The organism is Rhizobium sp. SG741, assembly GCF_012275435.1.
Classification (GTDB): Bacteria; Pseudomonadota; Alphaproteobacteria; order Rhizobiales; family Rhizobiaceae; genus Rhizobium; species Rhizobium lusitanum.
This window is the reverse complement of sequence record NZ_JAAZQP010000002.1, coordinates 284856-306970: the sequence shown is the minus strand read 5'-3', so window position 1 is coordinate 306970 and position 22115 is coordinate 284856. Positions and strand designations below refer to the sequence as shown.

Below are 22115 nucleotides of genomic sequence, written 5' to 3'. Positions count from 1 at the left end.
GGCCAAATTCATGACCGCCATCGAATTCGTTGGCTACCGCTTCGGACGATTTCAGCCCCTGCTACCCGCAACCACAAGTTCCGGCTCACGCACTCGGCCATTCAACGAAAAGGCCAGCAGCGCGGACAACAGCATCAGACCACCCACAATGAACATGGGCAACTCGTAGACGCCGGTCGCATCCTTGATGAGGCCGGTCACATAGGGTGCCGCAAACCCGGCGATGTTGCCGATCGTGTTGATGAGAGCGATGCCGGCTGCCGCTGCCGGTCCCGCCAGAAAACGCGACGGAATGGCCCAGAAGTTCGGCAGAGCCGCGAAGATCGCGCAGGCCGTCAGCGTAATCATCGCGATCGTCGCCTCCGGTGACCCCATGTAGAGCGCGGCGGGGATGCTGAACGCTCCCAACAGGGCCGGGATGCCGATGTGCCACGGCCTAACGCCGCGCTTCGATGCGTCGCGGCTCCAAAAGAACAGGACGACAGCCGCGGGCAGATAGGGGATCGCCGTGATCAGGCCCTTGTCGAAGACATCGAACTTCGTGCCGAACTTCGTCTCGAAACCACCGATGATCGTCGGCAGGAAGAAGGCCAGCGCATAGAGCCCGTAGATCAGGCCGAAATAGATGACCGACAGCAGCCATACCCGGCCGTCGGTCAGCGCCAGACCCGTTATCTTGCCATGCGCCGCGACCTTGGCCTTTTCTTCACCGGCAAGTTCACGGTTCAGCCAATCCTTCTCTGCCTGGGTCAGCCACTTGGCATCATTCGGCCTGTCGGCAAGATAGAACCAGGTGACGATACCGATGACGATGGCAGGCACCGCGACACCGAAGAACATGACGCGCCAGCCCTCGAGGCCGAAAAGGCCATGCATCTGGATCAGCATCGCGGCAAAGGGAGCACCGATCACCGTCGTCAACGGCTGGGCAAGATAAAACAACGCTAGGATCTTGCTACGATGCCTCGCCGGCACCCACATGCTCAGAAACAGGATGGCTCCGGGGAAGAAGCCGGCTTCGGCAACGCCGAGCAGGAAACGCAGAACGTAAAGCTCCGTCGCGCTCGATGCCCAGGTGAACAGCAGCGCGACGATGCCCCAGCTGACCATGATGCGGGCCAGCCACCGGCGCGCGCCATATTTGTGCAGCGCCAGATTGCTCGGGATTTCGAGCACGATATAGCCGAAGAAGAAGATACCGGCCGCAAAACCGAACTGCGCCGCCGTCAAGGCGAGATCGGTCGTCATGCCATTCGGGCCGGCAAAGGAGATCGCTGTGCGATCGAGGAAGTTGATGAAGAACATCAAGGCGATGAAGGGCACCAACCGCTTCGACACCTTGGCGATGGCCGAACGCTCGACCTGTGACATTTCCTGATTGTCGGGCTGCAATGAAGCTCCTCCCCCGTTCTAGACTTTTTCCGGCGCGACGATCCGTCTGCGTCGTCGGCAGAATGGAAACTCCGACTTCCCCTCCAGGAATTGCCTCCGACCGCATGCGCCTTCCAATAGCCTCGATCTCTAACGGGATGGACAAGTAGCGAGCAAACGATTTAATCTCTCCGTCATGTGAAGAAAAATCACATCACTAGATAATTGGGATCCTGAAATGAGCGGCCCTCTGCCATCGTTGAATGCGCTCAAGGCGTTTGAAGCGACCGCCCGGCACCGCTCGATGACGCTCGCCGCCGACGAGCTCTGCGTGACCCATGGTGCGATCAGCCGCCACATTCCCGGCCTTGAGGAGACGCTTGGTGTCATTCTCGTCACCCGCAGGGCACATTCGACTGAGCCGACGCCGGAAGGATTGCGGCTGGCCGAGGGACTTGCAAGCGCCTTCGGCCTGATGCAGGCAAGTGTCGAGCGCGTGCGGCCGAGCCCGCTGACGCTATCCTGTTCATCGTCGATCATGATGGGATGGATCATTCCGCGCATCGGCCAATTCCATGAGCGTCATCCGCAGATCGCTCTGCAGTTCAACATGAACTACGACCAGATCGACTTCGTCCGGGACAAGATCGGCCTTGCGATCCGCTCCAGCGTCATCGAGCCGCCGAAGGACGCAATCATCCGGGAGCTCGGTGGCGAAGCGATCGGCCCGGTCTGCTCGCCGGAATATTTGAGCCGGGCCGGCATCCATTGCCCCAAGGATATCGAGGGCGCCACGATCCTGTCGACACGGACCCGGCCGGAGGCATGGCGCGATTGGCAGGCAGCCGCAGAGAAGACGGAACTGGATCTCCTCAACCATTCGGCTTTCGACCACTTTTACCTGCTGATACAGGCTGCAGCCTGCGGGCTCGGCATTGCGGTCGTGCCACAGATGCTGGTGCTCGATCAGCTGGCCTCGGGGCGACTGGTGGCGCCGTTCGGCTTCCTGCCCGGACCTCGGCGCATGGTGCTCTGGATCGCGCCGCACATCGCAGGCCGGCCGGACGCGCTAGCACTTGAAAAATGGCTCACGGCTGAAATGCGAGCAAGGCCCGACAACTGAGGAAATCCAGCCAGAAAACGTCCATGCCGCTATCGAAAGGTGCACCCGATAGCAGTAACTCGGTCAAAAAACTTCGGCGGCGCATGCAGGCACGTACGATCCCGGAGCGGACGCCAAAAAATATTCAGAAAAATCAGTCTATGTTGCTTAAAACGCATAGAAATTAGTAAATTTTAACGCTGCACTTCGTCACAAAGAATATGCTATGAATCCCGCCCGGAGAACATGGGTGAGATGGGACGCTCCGTAGTAGAATTGTCATCGTTCAAGAGGGAGGATAGTACCCTGAATATCGTGCCCGAACTTGCAGGCAATACCGGCGAGATGGCAGCGCGTATTTTTGGCTTCGACTGGGAGAAGACCAGTCTGGGCCCAAGGTCGGCCTGGCCGCATTGCCTGGTATCCGCAGTCGATATCATGCTCCCCGCCCAAGCCGAGATCGTCATGTTCTGGGGCGAGGATTTTGTCGCGCTTTACAATGATGCCTACGCGCCGACCATAGGCGACAAGCATCCGCAGGCGCTGGGCCGCCCGGCACGCGAAAGCTGGGCTGAAATGTGGAGCGACCTCGAGCCGCTTCTGCGCGCTGTCCTCGAAGACGGCAAGACAATCGTCGCCAAGGATCGGCCCTTCTATATCGAGCGTCACGGCTATCCGGAGACGGCCTATTTCGACATCTCCTACTCGCCTGTCCGCGACAGCGACGGCAAGGTGCAAGGCGTCCTTTGCATCGTCAACGAAACGACGAAACGCGTGCGCTCCGAGGAGATATTGCGGGAGAGCGAGGAGCGGGTTAGCGCAATCATTTCCCAATCGGCGGCCGGGATTGCCCAATATGACCTCGATGGCTGCTTCTCCCTCGTCAACAGACGCTTTTGCGAGATAGTCGGTTACTCGGAAAGCGAACTTCTCGGCATGCGGATGCAGGACATCACCTATTCGGACGATCAACACGACACAGCACGGCTGTTTGAAACGATGTTGGCGACCGGCGAAAGCTTTGAGATCGAGCAACGATATGTCCGCAAGGACGGCAGCCTCGTCTGGGTGACAAACTCAGCTTCAGGTGTGCGCGATAGTTCTGCCGGCAGGATCCGGCGAGCTGTGAGCGTCGTCATCGATATCAGCGAGCGTAAACGGGCGCAGGAGGTCGAGCGACGCCTAGCCGCCATCATCGCTTCCTCCGACGACGCGATCCTCAGCACCGATCTCAACATGGTGATCACAAGCTGGAACCTCGGTGCAGAAAGGCTCTACGGCCATTCGGCCGAAGAAGCGATCGGCGGATCGGTGATGATGGTCGTCCCCGACGATCGACGCGAAGAGGAGCCGGCGATTCTCGCGCAAATCCGCGCCGGGCAGAAAGTCGAACCGTACGAGACCAAGCGGCGATGCAAGAATGGCCGGCTCGTCGATGTGCTGCTGAGCGTCTCCCCGATCTACGACACCTATGGCCGGATTGTCGGGGCATCGAAGATCGCCCATGACATCAGCGCGAAGAAGGAGGCCGAACGCCTGCAGACGGTTCTTGTCGGCGAGCTCAATCATCGCGTCAAGAATGTGCTGGCGACGGTCATGGCCATAGCGCGCCAGACATTGGGACGCAGCGATGTCGACAGAACGTCCGTGGAGACGTTCGACGCGCGGTTGACCTCCATGGCGAGAGCCCATGACCTGCTGATCCATGGCAATTGGGAGCAAGCTGAACTGACGGCGGTCGTGCGCCAGGCTCTTTCTCCATATCCGAAGGAAAAGTTCGAAATCCACGGCCCAACGATGCAGCTTGCGCCTCGGGCCGTCGTTTCCATATCGCTTGCGCTGCATGAGCTGGCGACGAATGCCGCCAAATATGGAGCACTCTCCGTACCAGATGGCCGCGTGGCCATCGTATGGTCGCTGGAGGGTAACGGGTCCGATCGCCTCAGATTGCGCTGGCAGGAAGCGGGAGGACCGACCGTCACACCGCCCACGCGCAAAGGCTTCGGCTCCCGATTGATCGAAAGTCTTCTGGCGGCCGAGTTGAACGGCGAGGTTCAAGTCAGCTATGAACCAAGCGGACTTATCTGCGAGGTTCGCGCCGCCGCCGGCGTCAGCTGGGAGCAGGCGCGAGACTGAGGCAGTCTCTCATATCGGGTTGGTGTTGAGCCCCTCAACGCTGCCCTTTCGATCGCGTCGCAAGCACATTGCGGATCGAGAAGCTCGAATGAATTCTCAGCACCCCCGGCAAGGTCGAGAGAATATCCTTGTGGATACGCTCGAAGTCGCCGGGGTTGGCGACCTCCACGCGCAGGAGGTAATCGGATCCACCCGTCATCAGAAAGCATTCGCGGATCTCCGGGTGCTTACGCACCGCCGCCTCGAAACGGTCGAGATGATCCTCCGTCTGCCGTTCGAGCGTGATGTTGATAATGACGGCGATCGCCGTTTCGGCCTGGGAGGTATCCACGAGCGCCGTGTAGCCCCGGATCACGCCCGCCTGCTCCATCAATCTGATGCGCCGCAGACAGGCGGACGGCGAGAGCCCTACCTCGCTTGCCAGCCTTGCATTGCTGAGGCGCGCATCGAGGCGAAGCAAGCGAAGAATATTGCGATCGATCGCATCAAGCGCCGCCATGTGGATTCTTTCAAAAATTCGCGGATCGTTTCAATATCTGCCCAACTACACAATAATCAATCACTGTTCGATGAGCAATTTCACGATCATATCAATAATCTCACCTCAGGAAAACGAGGGTGAACATGGACGGCGGCATAATGGATTCCCGGGGGCCAAAACTGGCGATCGATAGCGGAGCTTGCGGTTACCTCGCGATCGACCTCAAGGCCCTGTGCAGAAACTACGACAAGCTTTCCTCCATCGTCGCGCCCGCACGAGCGGCGGCTGTCGTCAAGGCCGATGCCTACGGGCTTGGCGCAAACCAGGTCTCCAAGGCACTTTATGGGCACGGCTGCCGCCATTTCTTCGTTGCCCATTTCATCGAAGCTTTGCGGCTGCGGCCGCAATTGCCGCGCGATGCATCGATCTTCGTGCTGAACGGCCTGTTGCCGGACAACGAGATCGCTTGCGCGGAAGGCGGCATCATCCCCGTCATCAATTCGCTCGATCAGCTGCGACAATGGGTCGAGGTTGCACGCTCCTTGCGCCGCAAGCTTCCGGCGGTCCTCCAGTTCGACACCGGCATGTCGCGGCTCGGCATACCCATGGAAGACAGAAGCGCCGTTGCTGCCTGCCTTAAGACATGCGGCGACATCGACATTCTGTTCATCATGAGCCATCTCGCCTCCGCGGACGATGGCGACAGCGAGCAGAATGCCGACCAGCTTGCGCGGATGCGTCGCGTTGCCAAGGACTTCCCCGGCTACGATATCTCCTTTGCGAACTCCGGCGGCATCTTCCTTGGCAGCAACTTTCATGGCGTACTCGCGCGGCCGGGCATCGCCCTTTACGGTGGCGCTCCGACCGGCGGCGTGGCCAATCCGGTGGAATCCGTCGTCCGGCTCGATGTGGCCGTGGTACAGACCCGTACGGTTCCCGCAGGCGCTCGCGTCGGCTATGGCGGCGTGCATGTGACGAAGTCACAGGCCCGGCTTGCGACGATTGCCGCCGGCTATGCAGACGGCCTTCCGCGCAGCCTCAGCGATCGAGGCGCGGTCTACTATGGCGGTGTACGGTTGCCGATCGTCGGCCGCGTTTCGATGGACAGCACGACAATCGATATCAGCGCCCTGCCGGAAGACGCGCTCTCCTTCGGAAGCCTGGTGGAAGTACTGGGGGATCATCAGACTTTGGAGGATCTTGCGCGGGATGCCGGCTTGATTTCCTACGAGATCCTCACCAGTCTCGGCCATCGCTTCCATCGCCAATACGTCTGACCTCCTTACCGCTCAATTCACTGGGGACAACATGAAAGTCGTCGTTCTGGGTGCCGGCATCGTCGGCGTGACATCCGCCTATCAGCTCGCCAAGGCGGGCCACGAGGTCACGGTCGTCGACCGGCAGCAGGGGCCGGCGCTGGAGACAAGCTTCGCCAATGCCGGCGAGGTCTCCTTCGGCTATTGCTCGCCCTGGGCGGCTCCCGGCATTCCCATGAAGGCGCTGAAATGGCTGTTCATGCACCATGCGCCGCTCATCCTGCGCCCGAAGGTCGATGCCGCCATGCTGTCATGGCTCGTGAAGATGCTGTCGAACTGCACCTCGGAACGCTATGCGATCAACAAGAGCCGCATGCTGCGCCTTGCCGATTATAGCCGCATCTCGTTGGCTGCGGTTCGTGAAGAGACTGGTATCGCCTATGACGAGCGCATGCAGGGCACGCTGCAGCTCTTCCGGACGCAGCAACAGCTCGATGCATCCGCCAAGGACGTCAAGGCCCTGGCCGCCGACGGCGTCCCCTATGAAGTTCTCGACCGCGACGGCTGCATCCGCGTCGAACCGGCGCTACGGCATGTCCGCGACAAGCTCGGCGGCGGTCTGCTGACGCCGAAGGACGAGACTGGCGACTGCTTCAAGTTCACCAATGCGCTCGCCGCAAAGGCGGTGGAACTTGGCGTGCGTTTCCAATACGGCACGACGATCAAAGGCCTCGACATCCAGGGCGGCCAGGCACGCGGCGTCGTTACCGAAGGTGGACGCCTGGACGCCGATGCTGTTGTCGTCGCACTCGGCAGCTATTCGCCGCTGCTGCTCAAGCCCCTCGGCATCAAGCTTCCGGTCTATCCGGTCAAGGGCTACTCCCTGACCATCCCGATCACCGACGCGTCGCGCGCGCCGGAATCGACCGTGATGGACGAGACCTACAAAATCGCCATCACCCGCCTCGGCGACCGCATCCGCGTCGGCGGCATGGCTGAGATCTCCGGTTACACCAATGATCTCGGCCTTCCCCGGCGACGGACGCTCGAACATTCCGTCACCGATCTCTTCCCCGGCGGCGATGTCGCCAAGGCCTCCTTCTGGTCGGGCCTGCGGCCGATGACCCCGGACGGGACGCCGGTGATCGGACCGACGAAGATCAAGGGGCTGTTCCTCAACACCGGGCACGGCACGCTCGGATGGACCATGAGCTCCGGCTCCGCGCGGGTCATCAGCGACCTCGTCAGCGGCCGCAAGCCTGATATCGACGCGACGGACCTTGCCATCAGCCGGTACGCCTGATCCAAGCCCTGTGCTGCAGTTGGTGGCTATAGCCTGATCATCCGCGCCTCACCCTCCAGCTCCTGACCTCGAATGGCAGGATATCGGGGCCGGCATCGCGTGTCTGCGGCTCTTCCATCAGCGTGATGGCTTCGCCGATCTGCCAACCCTTTGCCGCGGTGACGGTCAAGCCACCCCGACAGCCGGCCGGCTCGTAGACGCGCAGGACAAGTCCGTCACCATCTTCAGCCGGCTTGACGGCCGAAAGCGCGACCGGGGTTCCCGTTAGATCGAGTGCGGCAAATGAGGCTTCGGCCAGGTTCGAGGCAACCGCCACAATCAACGGCTGGTTCAGATCTTCGGCTTCCTCGCGTACACCGCCGCTATGCCACTCGCCGGTATGCGGCATGAGCGCATAGGTGAAACGCTGCTCGCCTTCATCGGCCAGGGGATCCGGATAGATCGGTCCGCGCACCAGGCTGATGCCGAGCACATTGTCGCGGGCGCTATGGCCGTATTTCGCATCGTTGAGCAGGGCGACACCGAAGTCGGGCTCGCTCATGTCGATAAAGCGATGCGCGGCCGCCTCGAACATCGCCGCATCCCAGCTGGTATTGGTATGCGTCGGCCTGCTGACGATGCCATAGGCGCATTCGAAGGTCGCCGTGCGCGAGCGTATCGCAACAGGGCTCAGCGACCGCAGCAGCGCGCGGCGGTCATGCCAGTCGACGCTGGTTTCAATATCGAGCCTTCGCGAATTGGCCGTCAAAACATAATGCTGCACGATGCTGGAATCGCGATAGCGATGCACGACCTTGATGGAGGCCCGATGCGGCCCTTCTTCGACAAGCTCGATGCTTTCCGGTTTGTCGAGGCGAATGCCGACCTCGGCATAGTCGGCATCGATGTCCCAGGCATCCCAGTTGCGCGGCTTGTCGACGGGGTAGACCCAGAGCTGGTTGGCCGGTTCCGCCAGCGCCTCGCGCCCGCTCGCCTTGTGAATGAGGCTTTGGACAGCGCCATCGGCTCCGATGACAGCGGCAAGATGCTCGTTCTCCAGACGATCCGCCGGTGCTCGCAACCCTGTTGCCGGCTTCAATGCGGCACGGTCGAACACGCGGGCTGACAGAGGCTCGATGCTGTCGGCCGTCGAAAGGATGATGCCATCGGCAAGCACGGCGTTGAACGACCGACGATCCAGAGAGGGATTGACGACGACGAGGGCATCAGCGAGATCGCCCCTCGGCAAGACGGACGCGATCGCGTCCATGGCTTGCCGCTGAACCGTCTTGGCATGGTCGATGACCTCGGAAAGCTCCCGCTCCGCATCCTGATAGACTTCGCGAATGCTCGATCCCGGCAGGATGTCGTGGAATTCGTTCTTCAGCGTCAGGCGCCAGTCGGCTTCCAGGCTCACCGGTTCCGCCGCCCCGGCCATATGGGCAATAGACGCCAAGGTCTCGGCCGTGATCAAGGCTCGTTCGGCCCGGCGATGCAACCGTTTCACCCCGCTCTGGCTCGTCAGCGTGGCGCGATGCAGCTCGAGATACATTTCGCCGGACCAGGTGGGAAGGCGCTTTTCGCTGGCGGTCAAATGGGCGCTGGTAAAGAAATCCCCGACCTTGCCCCAACGCGCCTTCGGGATCGCCGGAAATGCGCGCAATTGCTCCTCACGCTCGACCATCTCCGGCGTCACGCCACCGCCACCATCGCCATAGCCGACCGCCAGCAGCGACGTGTCATGCAGCGTCTTGGCGCGAAAATTCTTCCAGGTCGGCAGGAAACAATCCGCCTGCACGAAGCCGTTATAGCCCTCCATCGGATTGTTGAAGACGTGGCTCAGGACACGGCTGCCATCCAGGCCTTCCCACCAGAAGAGATCATAGGGGAACCTGTTGGTTTCACTCCAATTGACCTTGATGGTGAAGAAGCTTTCGATGCCGCCCTGGCGCAGCAATTGCGGGAGAGCGCCGGAAAAGCCGAAGCAATCCGGCAGCCAGCATATTGTGTGGCGGGTACCGAAGGTCTTCTCGAAATAACGCTGGCCGTAGAGGATCTGGCGCACCAGGCTCTCGCCCGTAGGCATGTTCGTGTCGGGCTCGACCCACATGCCGCCGATCACCTCCCAGGAACCGTCGGCAACCCTCTCCTTGATCCGGGCAAACAAGTCGGGATCGTCAGCTTCGATCTGGGCATAGTATTGCGCGGTAGACTGGTTGAAGCGGAAATCGGGCGAACGCTCCATCAGTGACAGGGCCGTGTGGAAGGTGCGACGCATCTTGCGGCGCGTCTCGTCATAGGGCCAGAGCCAGGCAAGATCGATATGGGCATGGCCGGTCAGCAGCAACTCACCGTTTTGCGGGTAGCGCTGCTGCAGGGTGCGAAGGCGAGCGAGCAATTGCTCATGGGCTTCCGCGACACTTTCCCGCTCACGGTCGGAAAGGGCTGCCGGATTCTGGACGAGCTCCGGCAATTCCCAGATCTTCCGTTGCCACTCGGCATTGGCCGTGCGCGAGATATAGGGCTCGGTCGCAGATGGCCAATCGAGGCTGCGGAGCGCCGCTTCGGCTGCATCCAAAATGTGCGGCACAGCCTCGTGCTCGCCGAGCGCGCCGACAGCTTCAGCGATCTGCCGCAGCAGAAGATGCAACCGGTGCACCGGCATATCCAGCCAGGCGAGCTGCGCACGGTTCAGTTTCGGTTGCCGGTTCGGCTCGCCAAAGGGGAAACGGGCAACGCTATCGGTTGAAATCGCGAGATTGCGGCCCTTCAGTGGAAACTCCTGGTGGTAGGGATCAAGGCCGAAGCGTTCTTCCTGCCCCTCCCCGAAGTCCAGCGTGATCAGGCTCTCCCCGCCGAGATCGAGCTGCAGGCGCGTTTCGTCCAACGGCCAGCCGGCGGGCGCGCTCGCCTGTGCCGCGAAATGCACCACCCCCTTGCGATGCGGCCAGGCCTGGCCGATCGCAATCTTTTCGCCGTCGAAGCTCCAGTTCTCGATGGCGAGCGTAGCGCGTTCGCGCCAATGGCTGAGCTCTGCCGTACGTACCTTGAGGCGGTCCAAACGCTGGGCGGTCGTAAGATGCATGGCATGTCCTACATGGTTTGATGTCGACGCGGACCGGATGATGTGCGGCCGTGGTTTCGAATATGTGGCGCAGTTCAACGAAAAATAGGGTGATGGCGGCAGGGGTTAGCCCCCAAACGCTCGATCAGGCCGTCAAGGCAACGAGACGCGAGGCCGGCATGGGTTCTTCAGCCCCTCGCGATTGGAAACGATGATATCGCCAGCCATATATCCTCCCAGGCCGACTTCGATTTCAGCGCGCATTCAACACCCTCCTCCGGCATGAAACTAGTGTAACTTAAGATGAAGGTGCCTCGGATGGCCAGCGCCAAAAGACAAAAATCCACCGCATGCGACGAAATTGTCGCAGCCAGGAAGTAAAAACGTAAACGAGACACGACCAAGCTGTCACGATTTCGGCCGGCGACCGGGCTTCCCCGATCATCCGGCCGGCCAATCATGGCGCCATAACGAGAATGGCGCATTTTCCATGGACAGCGGCAAGGCAGGATGCCCTGCCGTCCAGCGTCAATGCCTCGGTATTCGCGGCAGGAAGATCGTGAACAGGCCAAGCAGCGGCAGATAGGAGCAAAGCGTGTAGACGAAGGGGATGCCATGCGTGTCGGCAAAATCACCGAGGGCCGCCGCGCCAAGTCCGCCCGCTCCAAAGGCGAAGCCGAAGAAGATGCCGCCGATCAGCCCGACGCGGCCGGGGATCAGCTCCTGAGCGAAGACGACGATCGCAGGGAAGGCCGAGGCCAGCACCAGGCCGATGATGACGGTCAACACACAGGTCCAGAACAGGTTTGCGTATGGCATCATCAGCGCGAAGGGAATGACGCCAAGGATCGAGAACCAGATCACGAAGCGCGCGCCGAAACGATCGCCGACCGGGCCACCCATGATCGTTCCGGCAGCAACCGAGCCCAGAAACAGGAACAGCATCAGCTGCGCATCACGAACATCGAGATGGAACTTGTCGATGACATAGAAGGTGAAATAGCTCGATATGCTCGCCATGTAGACGTTCTTCGTCGCCGTCAGCAGGATCAGGATCGCAAGCGCCCACATCGCCTTGTTGCGCGCGATCGGCAAGGTGCGGCTGGGTGCGGGACGTGCGGCGTGCTGGCGGCGGTGATTGACATACCAGGTGCCGACCCAGCTGAGCACGATGAAGCCGATGACGGCCAGCACCGAAAGCCAGGCGACGCTCTTCTGGCCATGCTGTAGGACGAAGAAGGCGGCAATCAGCGGGCCGATCGCCGAACCGGCATTACCGCCGAGCTGGAACAGCGACTGGGCCAGACCATGACGGCCGCCGGAGGCCAGACGCGCTACCCGCGAGGCTTCCGGATGGAAGACGGCCGAACCGAAGCCGATGAGGCTGGCGGCAACCAGCAGCGTGCCGAAGCTTCCGGCATAGCCGAGCAGCAAAAGGCCCGAAAATGTGCTGACCATTCCGACGGGCAGCGAATAGGGCATCGGCCATTTATCCGTGACGATGCCGACCACCGGCTGCAGCAGCGACGCGGTGATCTGGAACATCATCGTCAACAGCCCGATCTGAACGAAATCGAGCGCGTAGTTCTCTCGGAACATCGGATAAAGCGATGTCAGCAGCGATTGCATGATGTCGTTCAACAGGTGGCAGGTGCTGACCGCCACCACAATCGAGATTGTCGTCTTTTCAAATCGGGCTTGCGCACCCGAAAATGCCGCAACCATTGGGATTCCTTCCTGCGCCGGCGACTCCTTGCCGACCATATTGTTTGATCCGCCTTTTACACGGCTTGCGGGTGACCTTCTTTCGTGTTTTGGTCCAATAGTTTCTCGATTGGGCCAAAATGGAAAAACTCTCAAAACAATTGCTGGCAACGCTCGACAACAGCCACGTGCAACATCTGCGGTGGATAGAAGACGCGAACGCCGACGTCGTCGTCCATAGTTCGGAACCACCGCAGGGCTATACCGTGCCGTGGCATCATCATCGCCGCACGCAATTGCTCTGCGTCTTTGCAGGCGTTGCGCTGATCGTCACGGCCCGAGGACGATGGATGGTGCCGCCCGGCCATGCTCTGTTCATCCCCGCCGGTCTGGAACATTCGATCGAGATCCAGAGCGATGTCAGCATGAAGTCCGTTTACGTGACGCCACGTGGCGAAATCCCGACGGATGAGGTGCCGCGCGTGGTGGAGGTGACGGATCTCGCCCGCAGCCTGTTGCTCGAAGCCATCCGGCTCAGGGAAGCGCCGGTCGGCCACCGCAAGGCCGAGCTGGTTCTGTCGCTGCTCGTCGAGGAAATCGCGACACTGCCGGAGCGGCCGCTAGGCCTCCCCTTCCCGTCCGAACGGCGGCTGACCGCGCTCTGCCGTGACTATCTCGCAAACCCGACACCGAACGCCAGATTGGACGACTGGGCCGAAAAGCTGGCGATGAGCCGCCGGACATTCACAAGACAGTTCCGCAAGGAGACCGGCATCAGCTTTACGACCTGGCGTCAGCAGGCGAGCGTCTTCGCGTGCCTGCCACAACTCGCCGAGGGCCAGCCCGTCACCAATGTCGCGCTTGAAGCCGGATATGAGAGCGTGGCCGCCTTTACCACCATGTTCCGGCGCATGCTCGGCACTTCGCCGCGCACCTATATGGTCAACCGCTGAACCTTCGCGCCTACGACAGACAGGGCGATCGACTTGGGTGACCTCCCCCTTGAAATCATCGGGCGCTTCCGGCAAACAGCGCTGAGAGCGAGGACAAGCATATGCGGCATATCCATATCGTCGGCATTGGCACGGGAAATCCCGAGCATCTGACCGTGCAGGCGATCAACGCGCTGAATGCGACCAATGTGATCCTCATTCCCAGCAAGGGTGCCGCCAAGACCGAGCTCGCCGATGTGCGCAGGGATATCTGCCAGCGTTACGTCACCAACAAGACGACCCGCTTTGTCGACTATGACGTGCCATCGCGCGGGATTGCCGATCGCAGCTATGTGCAAAGCGTCGATAACTGGCACGAGGAGATTTCGGCGACCTATGAGCGGCTGTTTCTCGAGCACCTGGCGGAAGACGAAAGCGCGGCCTTCCTGGTCTGGGGCGATCCTGGCCTCTACGACAGCACGCTGCGCATCATCGAACGCGTCACGGCGCGCGGCAAGGTCCCGCTCGACTACAGCATCATTCCCGGCATCACCAGCATCCAGGCGCTGACTGCGAGCCACCGTATTCCCCTCAACCTCGTCGGCAAGCCGGTGCAGATCACCACGGGCCGGCGGCTGGCCGAGAGCTTTCCCGGCATCGCCGAAACAGCCGTCGTCATGCTCGACGGCGAACAGGCCTTCAGCAAAATCGTCGATCCCGACGCCTATATCTATTGGGGAGCCTATCTCGGCACGAAGGACGAGGTTATCATCGCCGGCAGGCTCGCCGACGTATCGGAGCGCATTCTCGCGACGCGCGCGCAAGCCCGTGCCGAGCACGGGTGGATCATGGACATCTATCTCTTGCGCAAGGGGCAGGATTTCGACGACCGCGCATAAGCACCGTCCGTGCCAAATCGTTTGCTCGCAGAAGGGGATTGTGCGAGGAAATGTCCCCTTATGTAAAGGCAGTTTCATGGTTGTGACAGACGGACAAAGGATGGAAGCGCAAGCGTGCTTCTCGCAAGAGAACATCGATCGGCTTGTCGATGCATCGCCCCTGCCCTCCATGGTCCGTGGTGCCTGCCCATCGCTGAGCACGCCGATGCAGACGGGCGACGGCCTGCTCGTGCGGCTGCGCCCGACAACGCCTGGATTGACCGTTGCGCAAGTTCGCGCGCTGGCCGAAGCCGCCGAGATGCATGGCAACGGATTGATCGAGATCACGGCGCGCGGCAATTTTCAACTGCGCGGCATGCGCCCGCAGAGCGCGGACGGGCTCGCTGCCGATATCGACCGCGCCGGCATCATTCCGGAGAGCGGCGTTACCATAGAGGTCCCGCCGCTCAATGGGCTTGATTCCCTCGAGATCGCTGACGCCCGCGATATCGCCACTCGCCTGCGAAGGATGATCAGTGCGCTTGCACCGGCGCCGCTGCTGGCAGCCAAACTCGCCATCATCATCGATGGTGGCGGACGACTGACACTGGACGGGCTTTCGGCCGATATTCGACTGCGCGCAGGAATGTCCGCCGATGACACGCACCTTTGGACCCTTTCGATAGCGGGCACCGCCGCAACGGCAAAGCCGGTTGCGGCGGCACTCTCGGACGAACAGGCGATCGCAGCCGTGATCGCGCTGTTGCAAACCCTTGGAGACGTCGGCCCTCGCGCTCGTGGCCGTGACCTTGATGCCGAGGTCCTGCGTGAGCAATTTCAATTCGATGAGGCCAAGATGGGCGACGCGCGCGGTCCATCTGTCTCCCCCGTCGGCGTGATCCAGCTCGATGAGACGCGCAATGCGCTCGGGCTGCGCCCATCCTTCGGCCAGATCCATGCAGCAGATCTTCGCCGCTTTCTTGCCGTCGCAGAGATGGCAGGCGTCAGCGAAATCCGCACCGCATGGGATCATACGCTGCTGTTGCTGGGGCTTACGCCGAGTGCGATGGAACATGTGCGCACGGTGGCGGCCAGCTGCGGTTTTAGAACCCGCGCCGACGACCCGGCAAATTACGCCATTCCCTGCTCTGGGGCAGGCGCTTGCGCATCCGCCCATTACGCCACCCTGCAAGCGGCAACGGATCTCGTTGATATCGCCCCCGAACTGCTTGACGGTTCGCTCAAGGTGCATTTGTCAGGCTGCGGAAAGGGCTGCGCCCATCCGGGCCAGACCACGCTTGCGATCGTTGGAGCTGCAACAGGCTATGGGATTGTCGTAAATGGGTCAGCGTCGAGCGAGCCCGTGGCTTACATCGGTAAGGAAAAGCTAAAATCAGGACTGGCCGAGCTCGGCAGGCTGGTGCGGAACAACAAAGCTGCTGGCGAATCGGCGCAGCAGTGTCTTAAACGGCTCGGCCGGGACGCAATCGCGACGGCTTTACGACAGGAATAGAAATGCCTGACTATGACTATATCCGCGAAGGGGATGCGATTTACGAACGCTCCTTCGCGATCATCCGCAGCGAAGCCGATCTCTCGCGCTTTTCCGAGGCGGAGGCCGATGTCGCCATCCGCATGATCCATGCCTGCGGACAAGTGGAAGCAGCGCGGCATTTTCTGTTTTCGCCTGATTTCGTTAGTGCAGCACGCAAGGCGCTGTCTGACGGCGCACCGATTTTCTGCGATGCCGAAATGGTCGCCCGTGGCGTTACTCGCGCCCGCCTGCCGGCTGCCAATGAGGTGATCTGCACGCTGCAGGATCCGCGCACGGCAGACATCGCAAAGTCGATCGGCAACACACGCTCGGCTGCCGCCATGCATCTTTGGACAGAGCGCCTCGCCGGCGCCGTCGTTGCCATCGGCAATGCGCCGACTGCCCTTTTCCATCTGCTGGAGATGCTGCGCGACGGCGCTCCGAAGCCCGCCGCCATCATCGGCATGCCCGTCGGCTTCGTCGGGGCAGCCGAATCGAAAGATGCCCTTTCGGAACATTCCTACGGCGTTCCCTTCGCCATCGTGCGGGGCCGGCTCGGTGGCAGCGCCATGACGGCAGCCGCTCTCAACGCCCTGGCGAGGCCAGGCCTATGAGCGCGCCTTCGAGCGGCCAGTTGATCGGCGTCGGCACTGGCCCCGGCGATCCGGAATTGTTGACCGTCAAGGCCGTCAGGGCCTTGGAGCGCGCCGACGTCGTCGCCTATTTCGCCAAGCAGGGCAGAGGCGGCAACGGAAAGGCCATCGTCGGCGAACTGCTGAAAGCGGACGTAACGCTGCTGCCGCTCTACTATCCGGTCACGACAGAGATCGATAAGGACGCACCGGAATATGGCAGGCAGATCACCGCCTTCTACGACGCTTCGGCCGAGATGGTGGCCGCGCATCTGCGGGAAGGAAAGACCGTTGCGGTCCTCAGCGAAGGCGATCCGCTCTTTTACGGCTCCTACATGCATCTGCATGTCCGCCTTGCCGATCGCTTCCCGACCGAGGTCATCCCCGGCGTGACCGCCATGTCCGGCTGCTGGTCGCTCGCCGGCCTGCCGATGGTGCAGGGAGACGACGTTCTCTCCGTTTTGCCGGGAACGATGAAGGAGACCGAACTGGTCCGACGCCTCGGTGACACCCAGGCAGCCGTGATCATGAAGGTCGGCCGCAACCTGCCGAAGATCCGCCGCGCCCTTGAAGCCGCCGGACGCCTGGAGGAAGCCATCTATGTCGAACGCGGCACGATGACGAACGGGGCGATGACGCCGCTCGCAAGCCGCGACGACGCCGAAGCTCCCTATTTCTCGCTGGTGCTGGTTCCGGGTTGGGAAAGCAGGCCATGAGTGGGCGCCTCTATGTCATCGGCACCGGCCCCGGCAATCCCGCGCAGACGACGCCGGAGGCGCTGGCCGCAGTCGCGGACGCCACCGAATTCTTCGGCTACGGCCCCTATCTCGATCGCCTGACGCTGCGCGCCGACCAGATCCGCCATGCCTCGGACAACCGCGAGGAGCTGGACCGCGCCAAGGCGGCGCTGCAGCGGGCGGCGACCGGAGCCAATGTCTGCGTCGTCTCGGGCGGCGACCCCGGCGTCTTTGCCATGGCGGCGGCAGTCTGCGAAGCGATCGATCATGGGCCGGAGGAGTGGTGTGCCATCGATCTCGTCGTCGTGCCGGGAATTACCGCCATGCTCGCCGTTGCCGCACGCATCGGCGCCCCGCTCGGCCATGATTTCTGCGCGATTTCGCTGTCGGACAACCTGAAGCCCTGGCCCATTATCGAAAGCCGACTTCGTGCGGTCGCAGAAGCCGGGTTCGTCATCGCGCTCTATAATCCGATCAGCAAGGCACGGCCCTGGCAGCTCGGCGCAGCCTTCGAAATCCTGCGCGCCATACTGCCTGCTGATACGCCGGTTATTTTCGGACGTGCCGCCGGCCGGCCTGACGAGCGCATGGCGGTGGCGCGGCTTGCCGATGCCGAGGCATCGCAGGCCGATATGGCGACCTGCGTCATCATCGGATCGGCCGAGACGCGCGTCATAGCCCGCAAAGGACGCGCGGATCTGGTCTATACGCCGCGTTTCATCAGGGAAGATGCGAAATGATCGACCCGATTGAGCGCAGCTTCGAGTGTTTCGACGTCCGACAGGCCGGTAGCCTCGGCGCGTTGGATCATGATCACCTTGATGCCGAGCTGCCGCGCCGCCTCAATCTTCGCATAGGTCGCCGCGCCGCCACTGTTCTTGGCGATGATCACCTCGATGCCATGCCTGCGCAGCATCTCCAACTCGCCCTCCAGGCGAAACGGCCCCCTGCTATGGATGTAGCAGACATTGGGCGCCGTCAGCGGCGGCTCGACGGGATCGACGCTACGGACCCAATAGTGGTGTTGAGGAGCAGTATCGGCATAGTGAGCCTCCTGCCGTCCGGTCGCCAGGAACACCCGCAACGAGGTCGCGCCAAGTGCCGCGATGGCTTGCGGGACACTCTGCACGGAAACCCAGTCATCTCCTTCGACAGGCGTCCATGCCGGCCGGCGCAGGGCAAAGGCTGGAACACCGCTCTGAGCCGCCGCTTGTGCGGCATTGGCGGAGATGCGTGCCGCGAAAGGATGAGTCGCGTCGATCATCAGATCGATGGCTTCGTCACGCAGATAGCGGGCAAGACCCTCTGCGCCGCCGAAGCCGCCGCTGCGCACTGGAACCGGCTGTGGAGCCGGATCGGCGGTTCGGCCTGCGAGCGACAGGACAACATCAAGATCGGCGCGGGAGGCGAGTGCCACCGCGAGCGAGCGGGCCTCGGTCGTGCCGCCCAGGATCAGTATGCGGGCCTTGCCCATGGCTGAGACACCTTCGATTCAACGCTGGCTCACTCTTATCGGCATCGGCGAGGGCGGTCCAGCCGGCCTTGGCGACGAAGCCAAGCGTCTGATTGCTTCCGCACCGGTCGTCTTCGGCGGCGCGCGCCATATCGAATTAATGCAACCGCTGATCACAGGCGAGGCGCATATCTGGCTGAGCCCCTTCGAGAAGTCGGTGGAAGCGGTGCTCGCACGCCGCGGCATGCCGACCGTCGTTCTCGCCTCGGGTGATCCCTTCTTCTATGGCGTCGGCGCGACGCTCTCGCGGCATATTCCCGCCTCTGAAATGAGCGTCATTCCGGCACCCTCGTCTTTCAGCCTTGCCGCTTCGCGCCTCGGCTGGCCCTTGCAGGATGTCACCGTTCTTTCGCTGCACGGACGCCCGATCGACCTCATCCGTCCGCATCTGCACCCGGGTCGCAGGATCCTGGCGCTGACATCGGATGGCAAAGGCCCGGTCGATCTGGCTGCCCTGTTGCTTGCGATGGGGTTTGGTCAGTCAACGCTAACGGTTCTCGAGGCGCTCGGCGGCCCGCATGAGAAGGTCTCGCAGCAAAAAGCCGCCGACTTTGCTCCTGTCGATATCAACGATCTCAATATCTGCGGCATCGAGGTCAAGGCCGACGCCAACGCCCGCATCCTTCCGGTAAGCGCCGGTCTCGCCGATGAGCTTTTCGAACATGACGGCCAGATCACCAAGCGGGAAATCCGCGCGATGACCCTATCGGCACTGACGCCACGGCGCGGCGAACTGCTGTGGGACATCGGCGCGGGCTCCGGCTCGATCGGCATCGAATGGATGCTTGCCGATCCCTCGCTGCGCGCCATCGCGATCGAGGCCTCGGGCGAGCGTGTCGCTCGCATCCGCCGCAATGCCGAGGCTTTCGGCGTACCGGGTCTGACCATTATCGAGGGAGAGGCGCCGGGTGCCCTTGCGGGATTGCCGACACCGGATGCCATTTTCATCGGCGGTGGCGGCAGCGATGCGGGCGTGCTCGATGCTGCCATCAGCCAGTTGAGACGCGGTGGACGGCTGGTCGCCAATGCAGTCACGACCGAAATGGAAGCCGTCCTGCTTGCCGAGCATGCACGGCGCCGCGGCTCCCTGACCCGCATCGATATCGCCCGTGCAGCGCCCGTCGGCGGCATGACCGGCTGGCGGCCGGCCATGCCGGTGACGCAATGGTGCTGGATCAAGCCATGAATAGAGACGAGGTAGAGCAATGACGGTGCATTTCATCGGCGCAGGCCCAGGTGCTGCGGACCTGATCACGGTGCGCGGCCGCGATCTGATCGGCAAATGCCCGGTCTGCCTCTATGCCGGCTCGATCGTTTCGCCGGAATTGCTGCAATATTGCCCGCCCGGCGCACGTATCGTCGACACGGCGCCGCTGTCGCTCGACGAGATCGAGGCCGAATATCTGAAAGCTGCCGCCGCCGGCGAGGATGTCGCCCGGCTGCATTCCGGCGACCTTTCCGTCTGGAGCGCTGTCGCCGAACAGATCCGCCGGCTTGAGCAGCACGGCATCGACTATACGCTGACCCCCGGTGTTCCGGCTTTCGCAGCCGCTGCCTCCGCGCTCGGACGCGAGTTGACCATCCCGGCCGTTGCGCAGAGCCTCGTTCTCACCCGTGTTTCCGGTCGTGCCTCGCCGATGCCGAACAATGAGACGCTGGAGAAATTCGGCGCCACCGGCGCGACGCTCGCCATCCATCTGGCGATCCATGCGCTCGCAAAAGTCGTCGAGGATCTGACGCCGCTTTACGGTGCCGATTGCCCGGTTGCGATCGTCGTCAAGGCCTCCTGGCCGGACGAGCGGATCGTTCGCGGCACGCTCGCCACGATCGAGGCGCAGGTGGCGGCAGAGCCGATCGAACGGACCGCGCTCATTTTTGTCGGCCCATCGCTTGGCGCCAGCGATTTTCGCGAGAGCTCGCTCTACGACCCGACCTACCAGCGCCGCTTCCGTGGTCGGCAATAGAGCGCTTCCCTCGCTCCGTTAAGACCGAAGCGCTCGAGAGCGCCGGGACACCGTTGCAATCTCCGCCGAAATTTCCTCTAGTCGATCCCAGGCGAACGAGGATCAAGAGATGCAGCGTATTACCATCACGATCGATGACGATCTTCTCGAGACAATCGACAAGATCAGCACGCAGCGCGGCTATGCCAGCCGTTCGGAAACACTGCGCGACCTCGTTCGCGACGCCGTCACGCGCGCGCAGCCGGCCATCGATGGCGAGGCCAAATGTTATGCAGCACTTACCTATGTCTATGAACACGAAACTCGCGACCTGTCACGCCGCCTGACGACGACGCAGCACAACCACCATGATCTTTCGATTTCGACGCTTCATGTCCATATCGACGGACATGATTGCCTGGAGGTCTCCGTGCTGAAAGGCAAGGTCGACGAGATAAAGACCTTTGCCGACAGCGTGGTCACCCAACGCGGCGTCCGCTTCGGAAACCTGCATCTCATCCCTTCAGAACATGGCACGCATCACCCCGAGGGGCATTCGCACGATTGAGCGACCAGGCCAGTTGCCCGCGGACAACTGCGGCCGTCAGAGCTGACCCGTGATATAGGCCATGCTTTCCTTGATCGCCGCCACCGGATCCTTCAGGGCATGGACCTCCGGAGCAAAGGCTTCGAAGGAGATAGGACCGGCATAGCCGGCTGACAGCAGCGCCCGCAATTGCCCGACATTGTCGAGACGGTCGCTGGCATCGACGAGAACCCGATGCGGATCGCGCATGTCTGCAACCGATACAGTGGGATCGCTGACGCCGGAAATATGGACCAATCCCGTCAGTTCAGGGAAAATCGCGGGCTCTCCGGCCAGATGATGGTGGAAGGTGTCGTGAACCAGGCAGAAGGTCGCCTTTGCGCCCAGCTCCTCTATCGCGTCAGCCGCTTCGCTCTTCAGGCGCAAGGAGCAAATCTCGAAGCCGAGCGGTTCGACGAGGCCGACAATGCCGGCGGCTTCCAGCATCGGCTTCAAGGCCGACAATGCCTTGCGGAGATTGGCGCGGCGCGCCTCCGGCTCGCGACCGCTGCCGTCATTGACGGGAACCAGCACCAATGCCCTGGCGCCGCAATCGCGCGCATAGCCGATCAGTTCAGCCGCTTCCCGCGCCCGCTCCTCAGTCCATTCGTTGAACCGCTGCAACGCGTTGATTGAGATGATGGCAAGCCCGTGGCGCGCCGCAAGCTCTCTCACGGTCGCTGCCGGCGTGCCATCCAGGATCGCGTTTCCAGCCAAGTCATTGCGGATCTCGACGCTTTCGATGCCGAGCTGCTTTGCCGCGGCAAAGAACGATTCCAGGCCGAGCGACGGCGCGCACATATGATTGAGCGCAAAACGAACGGAACTCATGGTGGGCACTCCTCCTCAAGGCGACCGGCTGTAAAAGACGTCCCAATCCGCCGCGCCTGCCAGCGAATGACTAGCGAGATTCATGCCAGCGATCTATCGGCCTTCGCCATCATTCCTGATAGAATTATCAGCG

Annotated in this window: 19 protein-coding genes; 13 read left to right on the top strand and 6 right to left on the bottom strand. The window is 61.9% G+C overall.

The window, feature by feature from the left end; genetic code table 11:
• Positions 1-51: 51 nt before the first annotated feature.
• Positions 52-1371: an MFS transporter gene (locus tag FHT29_RS06785; RefSeq protein ID WP_168599561.1), complete on the bottom strand. Its 1320-nt coding sequence runs from the start codon at positions 1369-1371 to the stop codon at positions 52-54.
• Positions 1372-1609: 238 nt separating this feature from the next.
• Here FHT29_RS06785 and FHT29_RS06780 point away from each other — a divergent pair, with 238 nt between their 5' ends.
• Positions 1610-2494, top strand: coding sequence for a LysR substrate-binding domain-containing protein (locus FHT29_RS06780; RefSeq protein ID WP_168599421.1), 885 nt, complete (start codon positions 1610-1612; stop codon positions 2492-2494).
• Positions 2495-2818: 324 nt separating this feature from the next.
• Complete coding sequence (locus FHT29_RS06775) at positions 2819-4609, top strand: PAS domain-containing sensor histidine kinase (RefSeq protein ID WP_168596364.1); 1791 nt, start codon at positions 2819-2821, stop codon at positions 4607-4609.
• A 34-nt stretch (positions 4610-4643) separates the two neighbouring features.
• Here the strand turns inward: FHT29_RS06775 and FHT29_RS06770 are convergent, their stop codons facing one another.
• On the bottom strand, positions 4644-5108 hold the full coding sequence (locus FHT29_RS06770) for an Lrp/AsnC family transcriptional regulator (RefSeq protein ID WP_037192698.1): 465 nt from the start codon (positions 5106-5108) through the stop codon (positions 4644-4646).
• A 125-nt stretch (positions 5109-5233) separates the two neighbouring features.
• On the opposite strand from FHT29_RS06770, the gene alr reads away from it, so the two are divergent.
• Both alr and FHT29_RS06760 read left to right on the top strand, forming a co-directional pair.
• The gene (alr, locus tag FHT29_RS06765; RefSeq protein ID WP_168599420.1) at positions 5234-6367 is read left to right on the top strand and encodes an alanine racemase; all 1134 of its coding nucleotides are present in this window, start codon (positions 5234-5236) and stop codon (positions 6365-6367) included.
• A 31-nt stretch (positions 6368-6398) separates the two neighbouring features.
• Positions 6399-7649 carry a D-amino acid dehydrogenase gene (locus tag FHT29_RS06760; RefSeq protein WP_168599419.1) on the top strand — a complete coding sequence of 417 codons (1251 nt, stop codon included), beginning with the start codon at positions 6399-6401 and terminating at the stop codon, positions 7647-7649.
• A gap of 37 nt (positions 7650-7686) precedes the next feature.
• On the opposite strand, the gene FHT29_RS06755 is transcribed toward FHT29_RS06760, so the two are convergent.
• Both FHT29_RS06755 and FHT29_RS06750 read right to left on the bottom strand, forming a co-directional pair.
• Positions 7687-10713, bottom strand: a complete 3027-nt coding sequence (locus FHT29_RS06755; protein WP_168599418.1) for a glycoside hydrolase family 38 C-terminal domain-containing protein — start codon at positions 10711-10713, stop codon at positions 7687-7689.
• Positions 10714-11220: 507 nt separating this feature from the next.
• Entirely contained in the window at positions 11221-12417 is a 1197-nt protein-coding gene (locus tag FHT29_RS06750) for an MFS transporter (protein ID WP_168599417.1), read from the bottom strand.
• Positions 12418-12536: 119 nt separating this feature from the next.
• Between FHT29_RS06750 and FHT29_RS06745 the strand changes: the two genes are divergently transcribed.
• From FHT29_RS06745 to FHT29_RS06720, 6 genes are all read left to right on the top strand, one after another.
• On the top strand, positions 12537-13349 hold the full coding sequence (locus FHT29_RS06745; RefSeq protein WP_037192706.1) for a helix-turn-helix transcriptional regulator: 813 nt from the start codon (positions 12537-12539) through the stop codon (positions 13347-13349).
• A gap of 101 nt (positions 13350-13450) precedes the next feature.
• Positions 13451-14227, top strand: coding sequence for a precorrin-6A synthase (deacetylating) (cobF, locus tag FHT29_RS06740; RefSeq protein WP_168599416.1), 777 nt, complete (start codon positions 13451-13453; stop codon positions 14225-14227).
• Positions 14228-14327: 100 nt separating this feature from the next.
• The gene (gene cobG / locus FHT29_RS06735; protein ID WP_246703002.1) at positions 14328-15719 is read left to right on the top strand and encodes a precorrin-3B synthase; all 1392 of its coding nucleotides are present in this window, start codon (positions 14328-14330) and stop codon (positions 15717-15719) included.
• A gap of 2 nt (positions 15720-15721) precedes the next feature.
• Positions 15722-16354 carry a precorrin-8X methylmutase gene (locus FHT29_RS06730; protein WP_168599414.1) on the top strand — a complete coding sequence of 211 codons (633 nt, stop codon included), beginning with the start codon at positions 15722-15724 and terminating at the stop codon, positions 16352-16354.
• Complete coding sequence (locus FHT29_RS06725; RefSeq protein ID WP_168596186.1) at positions 16351-17088, top strand: precorrin-2 C(20)-methyltransferase; 738 nt, start codon at positions 16351-16353, stop codon at positions 17086-17088. The genes FHT29_RS06730 and FHT29_RS06725 overlap by 4 nt, the downstream gene beginning before the upstream one ends.
• Positions 17085-17849, top strand: a complete 765-nt coding sequence (locus FHT29_RS06720) for a precorrin-3B C(17)-methyltransferase (RefSeq protein ID WP_168599413.1) — start codon at positions 17085-17087, stop codon at positions 17847-17849. Before FHT29_RS06725 ends, FHT29_RS06720 begins: the two co-directional genes overlap by 4 nt.
• Here the strand turns inward: FHT29_RS06720 and FHT29_RS06715 are convergent.
• Positions 17813-18583 (bottom strand): cobalt-precorrin-6A reductase, encoded by a 771-nt coding sequence (locus FHT29_RS06715; protein ID WP_168599412.1) that lies wholly within the window; start codon positions 18581-18583, stop codon positions 17813-17815. The two genes, FHT29_RS06720 and FHT29_RS06715, sit on opposite strands and share 37 nt — an antisense overlap.
• Here FHT29_RS06715 and cbiE point away from each other — a divergent pair.
• The 3 genes from cbiE (at position 18567) to nikR (ending at position 21133) form a co-directional block, all read left to right on the top strand.
• Entirely contained in the window at positions 18567-19808 is a 1242-nt protein-coding gene (gene cbiE / locus FHT29_RS06710) for a precorrin-6y C5,15-methyltransferase (decarboxylating) subunit CbiE (RefSeq protein ID WP_168599411.1), read from the top strand. The two genes, FHT29_RS06715 and cbiE, sit on opposite strands and share 17 nt — an antisense overlap.
• A 19-nt stretch (positions 19809-19827) precedes the next feature.
• Complete coding sequence (gene cobM / locus FHT29_RS06705; RefSeq protein WP_034506303.1) at positions 19828-20586, top strand: precorrin-4 C(11)-methyltransferase; 759 nt, start codon at positions 19828-19830, stop codon at positions 20584-20586.
• A gap of 109 nt (positions 20587-20695) precedes the next feature.
• The gene (nikR, locus tag FHT29_RS06700; protein ID WP_168596191.1) at positions 20696-21133 is read left to right on the top strand and encodes a nickel-responsive transcriptional regulator NikR; all 438 of its coding nucleotides are present in this window, start codon (positions 20696-20698) and stop codon (positions 21131-21133) included.
• Between the two features lie 36 nt (positions 21134-21169).
• On the opposite strand, the gene FHT29_RS06695 is transcribed toward nikR, so the two are convergent.
• Positions 21170-21982: a TIM barrel protein gene (locus tag FHT29_RS06695; RefSeq protein WP_168599410.1), complete on the bottom strand. Its 813-nt coding sequence runs from the start codon at positions 21980-21982 to the stop codon at positions 21170-21172.
• Positions 21983-22115: the final 133 nt, after the last annotated feature.

Excerpts from the sequence above, each read along its gene's own strand:
- FHT29_RS06785 (WP_168599561.1), bottom strand. The coding sequence starts at position 1,371 with ATGTCACAGGTCGAGCGTTCGGCCATCGCCAAGGTGTCGAAGCGGTTG.
- FHT29_RS06780 (WP_168599421.1), top strand. The coding sequence starts at position 1,610 with ATGAGCGGCCCTCTGCCATCGTTGAATGCGCTCAAGGCGTTTGAAGCG.
- FHT29_RS06775 (WP_168596364.1), top strand. The coding sequence starts at position 2,819 with ATGGCAGCGCGTATTTTTGGCTTCGACTGGGAGAAGACCAGTCTGGGC.
- FHT29_RS06770 (WP_037192698.1), bottom strand. The coding sequence starts at position 5,108 with ATGGCGGCGCTTGATGCGATCGATCGCAATATTCTTCGCTTGCTTCGC.
- alr (WP_168599420.1), top strand. The coding sequence starts at position 5,234 with ATGGACGGCGGCATAATGGATTCCCGGGGGCCAAAACTGGCGATCGAT.
- FHT29_RS06760 (WP_168599419.1), top strand. The coding sequence starts at position 6,399 with ATGAAAGTCGTCGTTCTGGGTGCCGGCATCGTCGGCGTGACATCCGCC.
- FHT29_RS06755 (WP_168599418.1), bottom strand. The coding sequence starts at position 10,713 with ATGCATCTTACGACCGCCCAGCGTTTGGACCGCCTCAAGGTACGTACG.
- FHT29_RS06750 (WP_168599417.1), bottom strand. The coding sequence starts at position 12,417 with ATGGTTGCGGCATTTTCGGGTGCGCAAGCCCGATTTGAAAAGACGACA.
- FHT29_RS06745 (WP_037192706.1), top strand. The coding sequence starts at position 12,537 with ATGGAAAAACTCTCAAAACAATTGCTGGCAACGCTCGACAACAGCCAC.
- cobF (WP_168599416.1), top strand. The coding sequence starts at position 13,451 with ATGCGGCATATCCATATCGTCGGCATTGGCACGGGAAATCCCGAGCAT.
- cobG (WP_246703002.1), top strand. The coding sequence starts at position 14,328 with ATGGAAGCGCAAGCGTGCTTCTCGCAAGAGAACATCGATCGGCTTGTC.
- FHT29_RS06730 (WP_168599414.1), top strand. The coding sequence starts at position 15,722 with ATGCCTGACTATGACTATATCCGCGAAGGGGATGCGATTTACGAACGC.
- FHT29_RS06725 (WP_168596186.1), top strand. The coding sequence starts at position 16,351 with ATGAGCGCGCCTTCGAGCGGCCAGTTGATCGGCGTCGGCACTGGCCCC.
- FHT29_RS06720 (WP_168599413.1), top strand. The coding sequence starts at position 17,085 with ATGAGTGGGCGCCTCTATGTCATCGGCACCGGCCCCGGCAATCCCGCG.
- cbiE (WP_168599411.1), top strand. The coding sequence starts at position 18,567 with ATGCGGGCCTTGCCCATGGCTGAGACACCTTCGATTCAACGCTGGCTC.
- FHT29_RS06715 (WP_168599412.1), bottom strand. The coding sequence starts at position 18,583 with ATGGGCAAGGCCCGCATACTGATCCTGGGCGGCACGACCGAGGCCCGC.
- cobM (WP_034506303.1), top strand. The coding sequence starts at position 19,828 with ATGACGGTGCATTTCATCGGCGCAGGCCCAGGTGCTGCGGACCTGATC.
- nikR (WP_168596191.1), top strand. The coding sequence starts at position 20,696 with ATGCAGCGTATTACCATCACGATCGATGACGATCTTCTCGAGACAATC.
- FHT29_RS06695 (WP_168599410.1), bottom strand. The coding sequence starts at position 21,982 with ATGAGTTCCGTTCGTTTTGCGCTCAATCATATGTGCGCGCCGTCGCTC.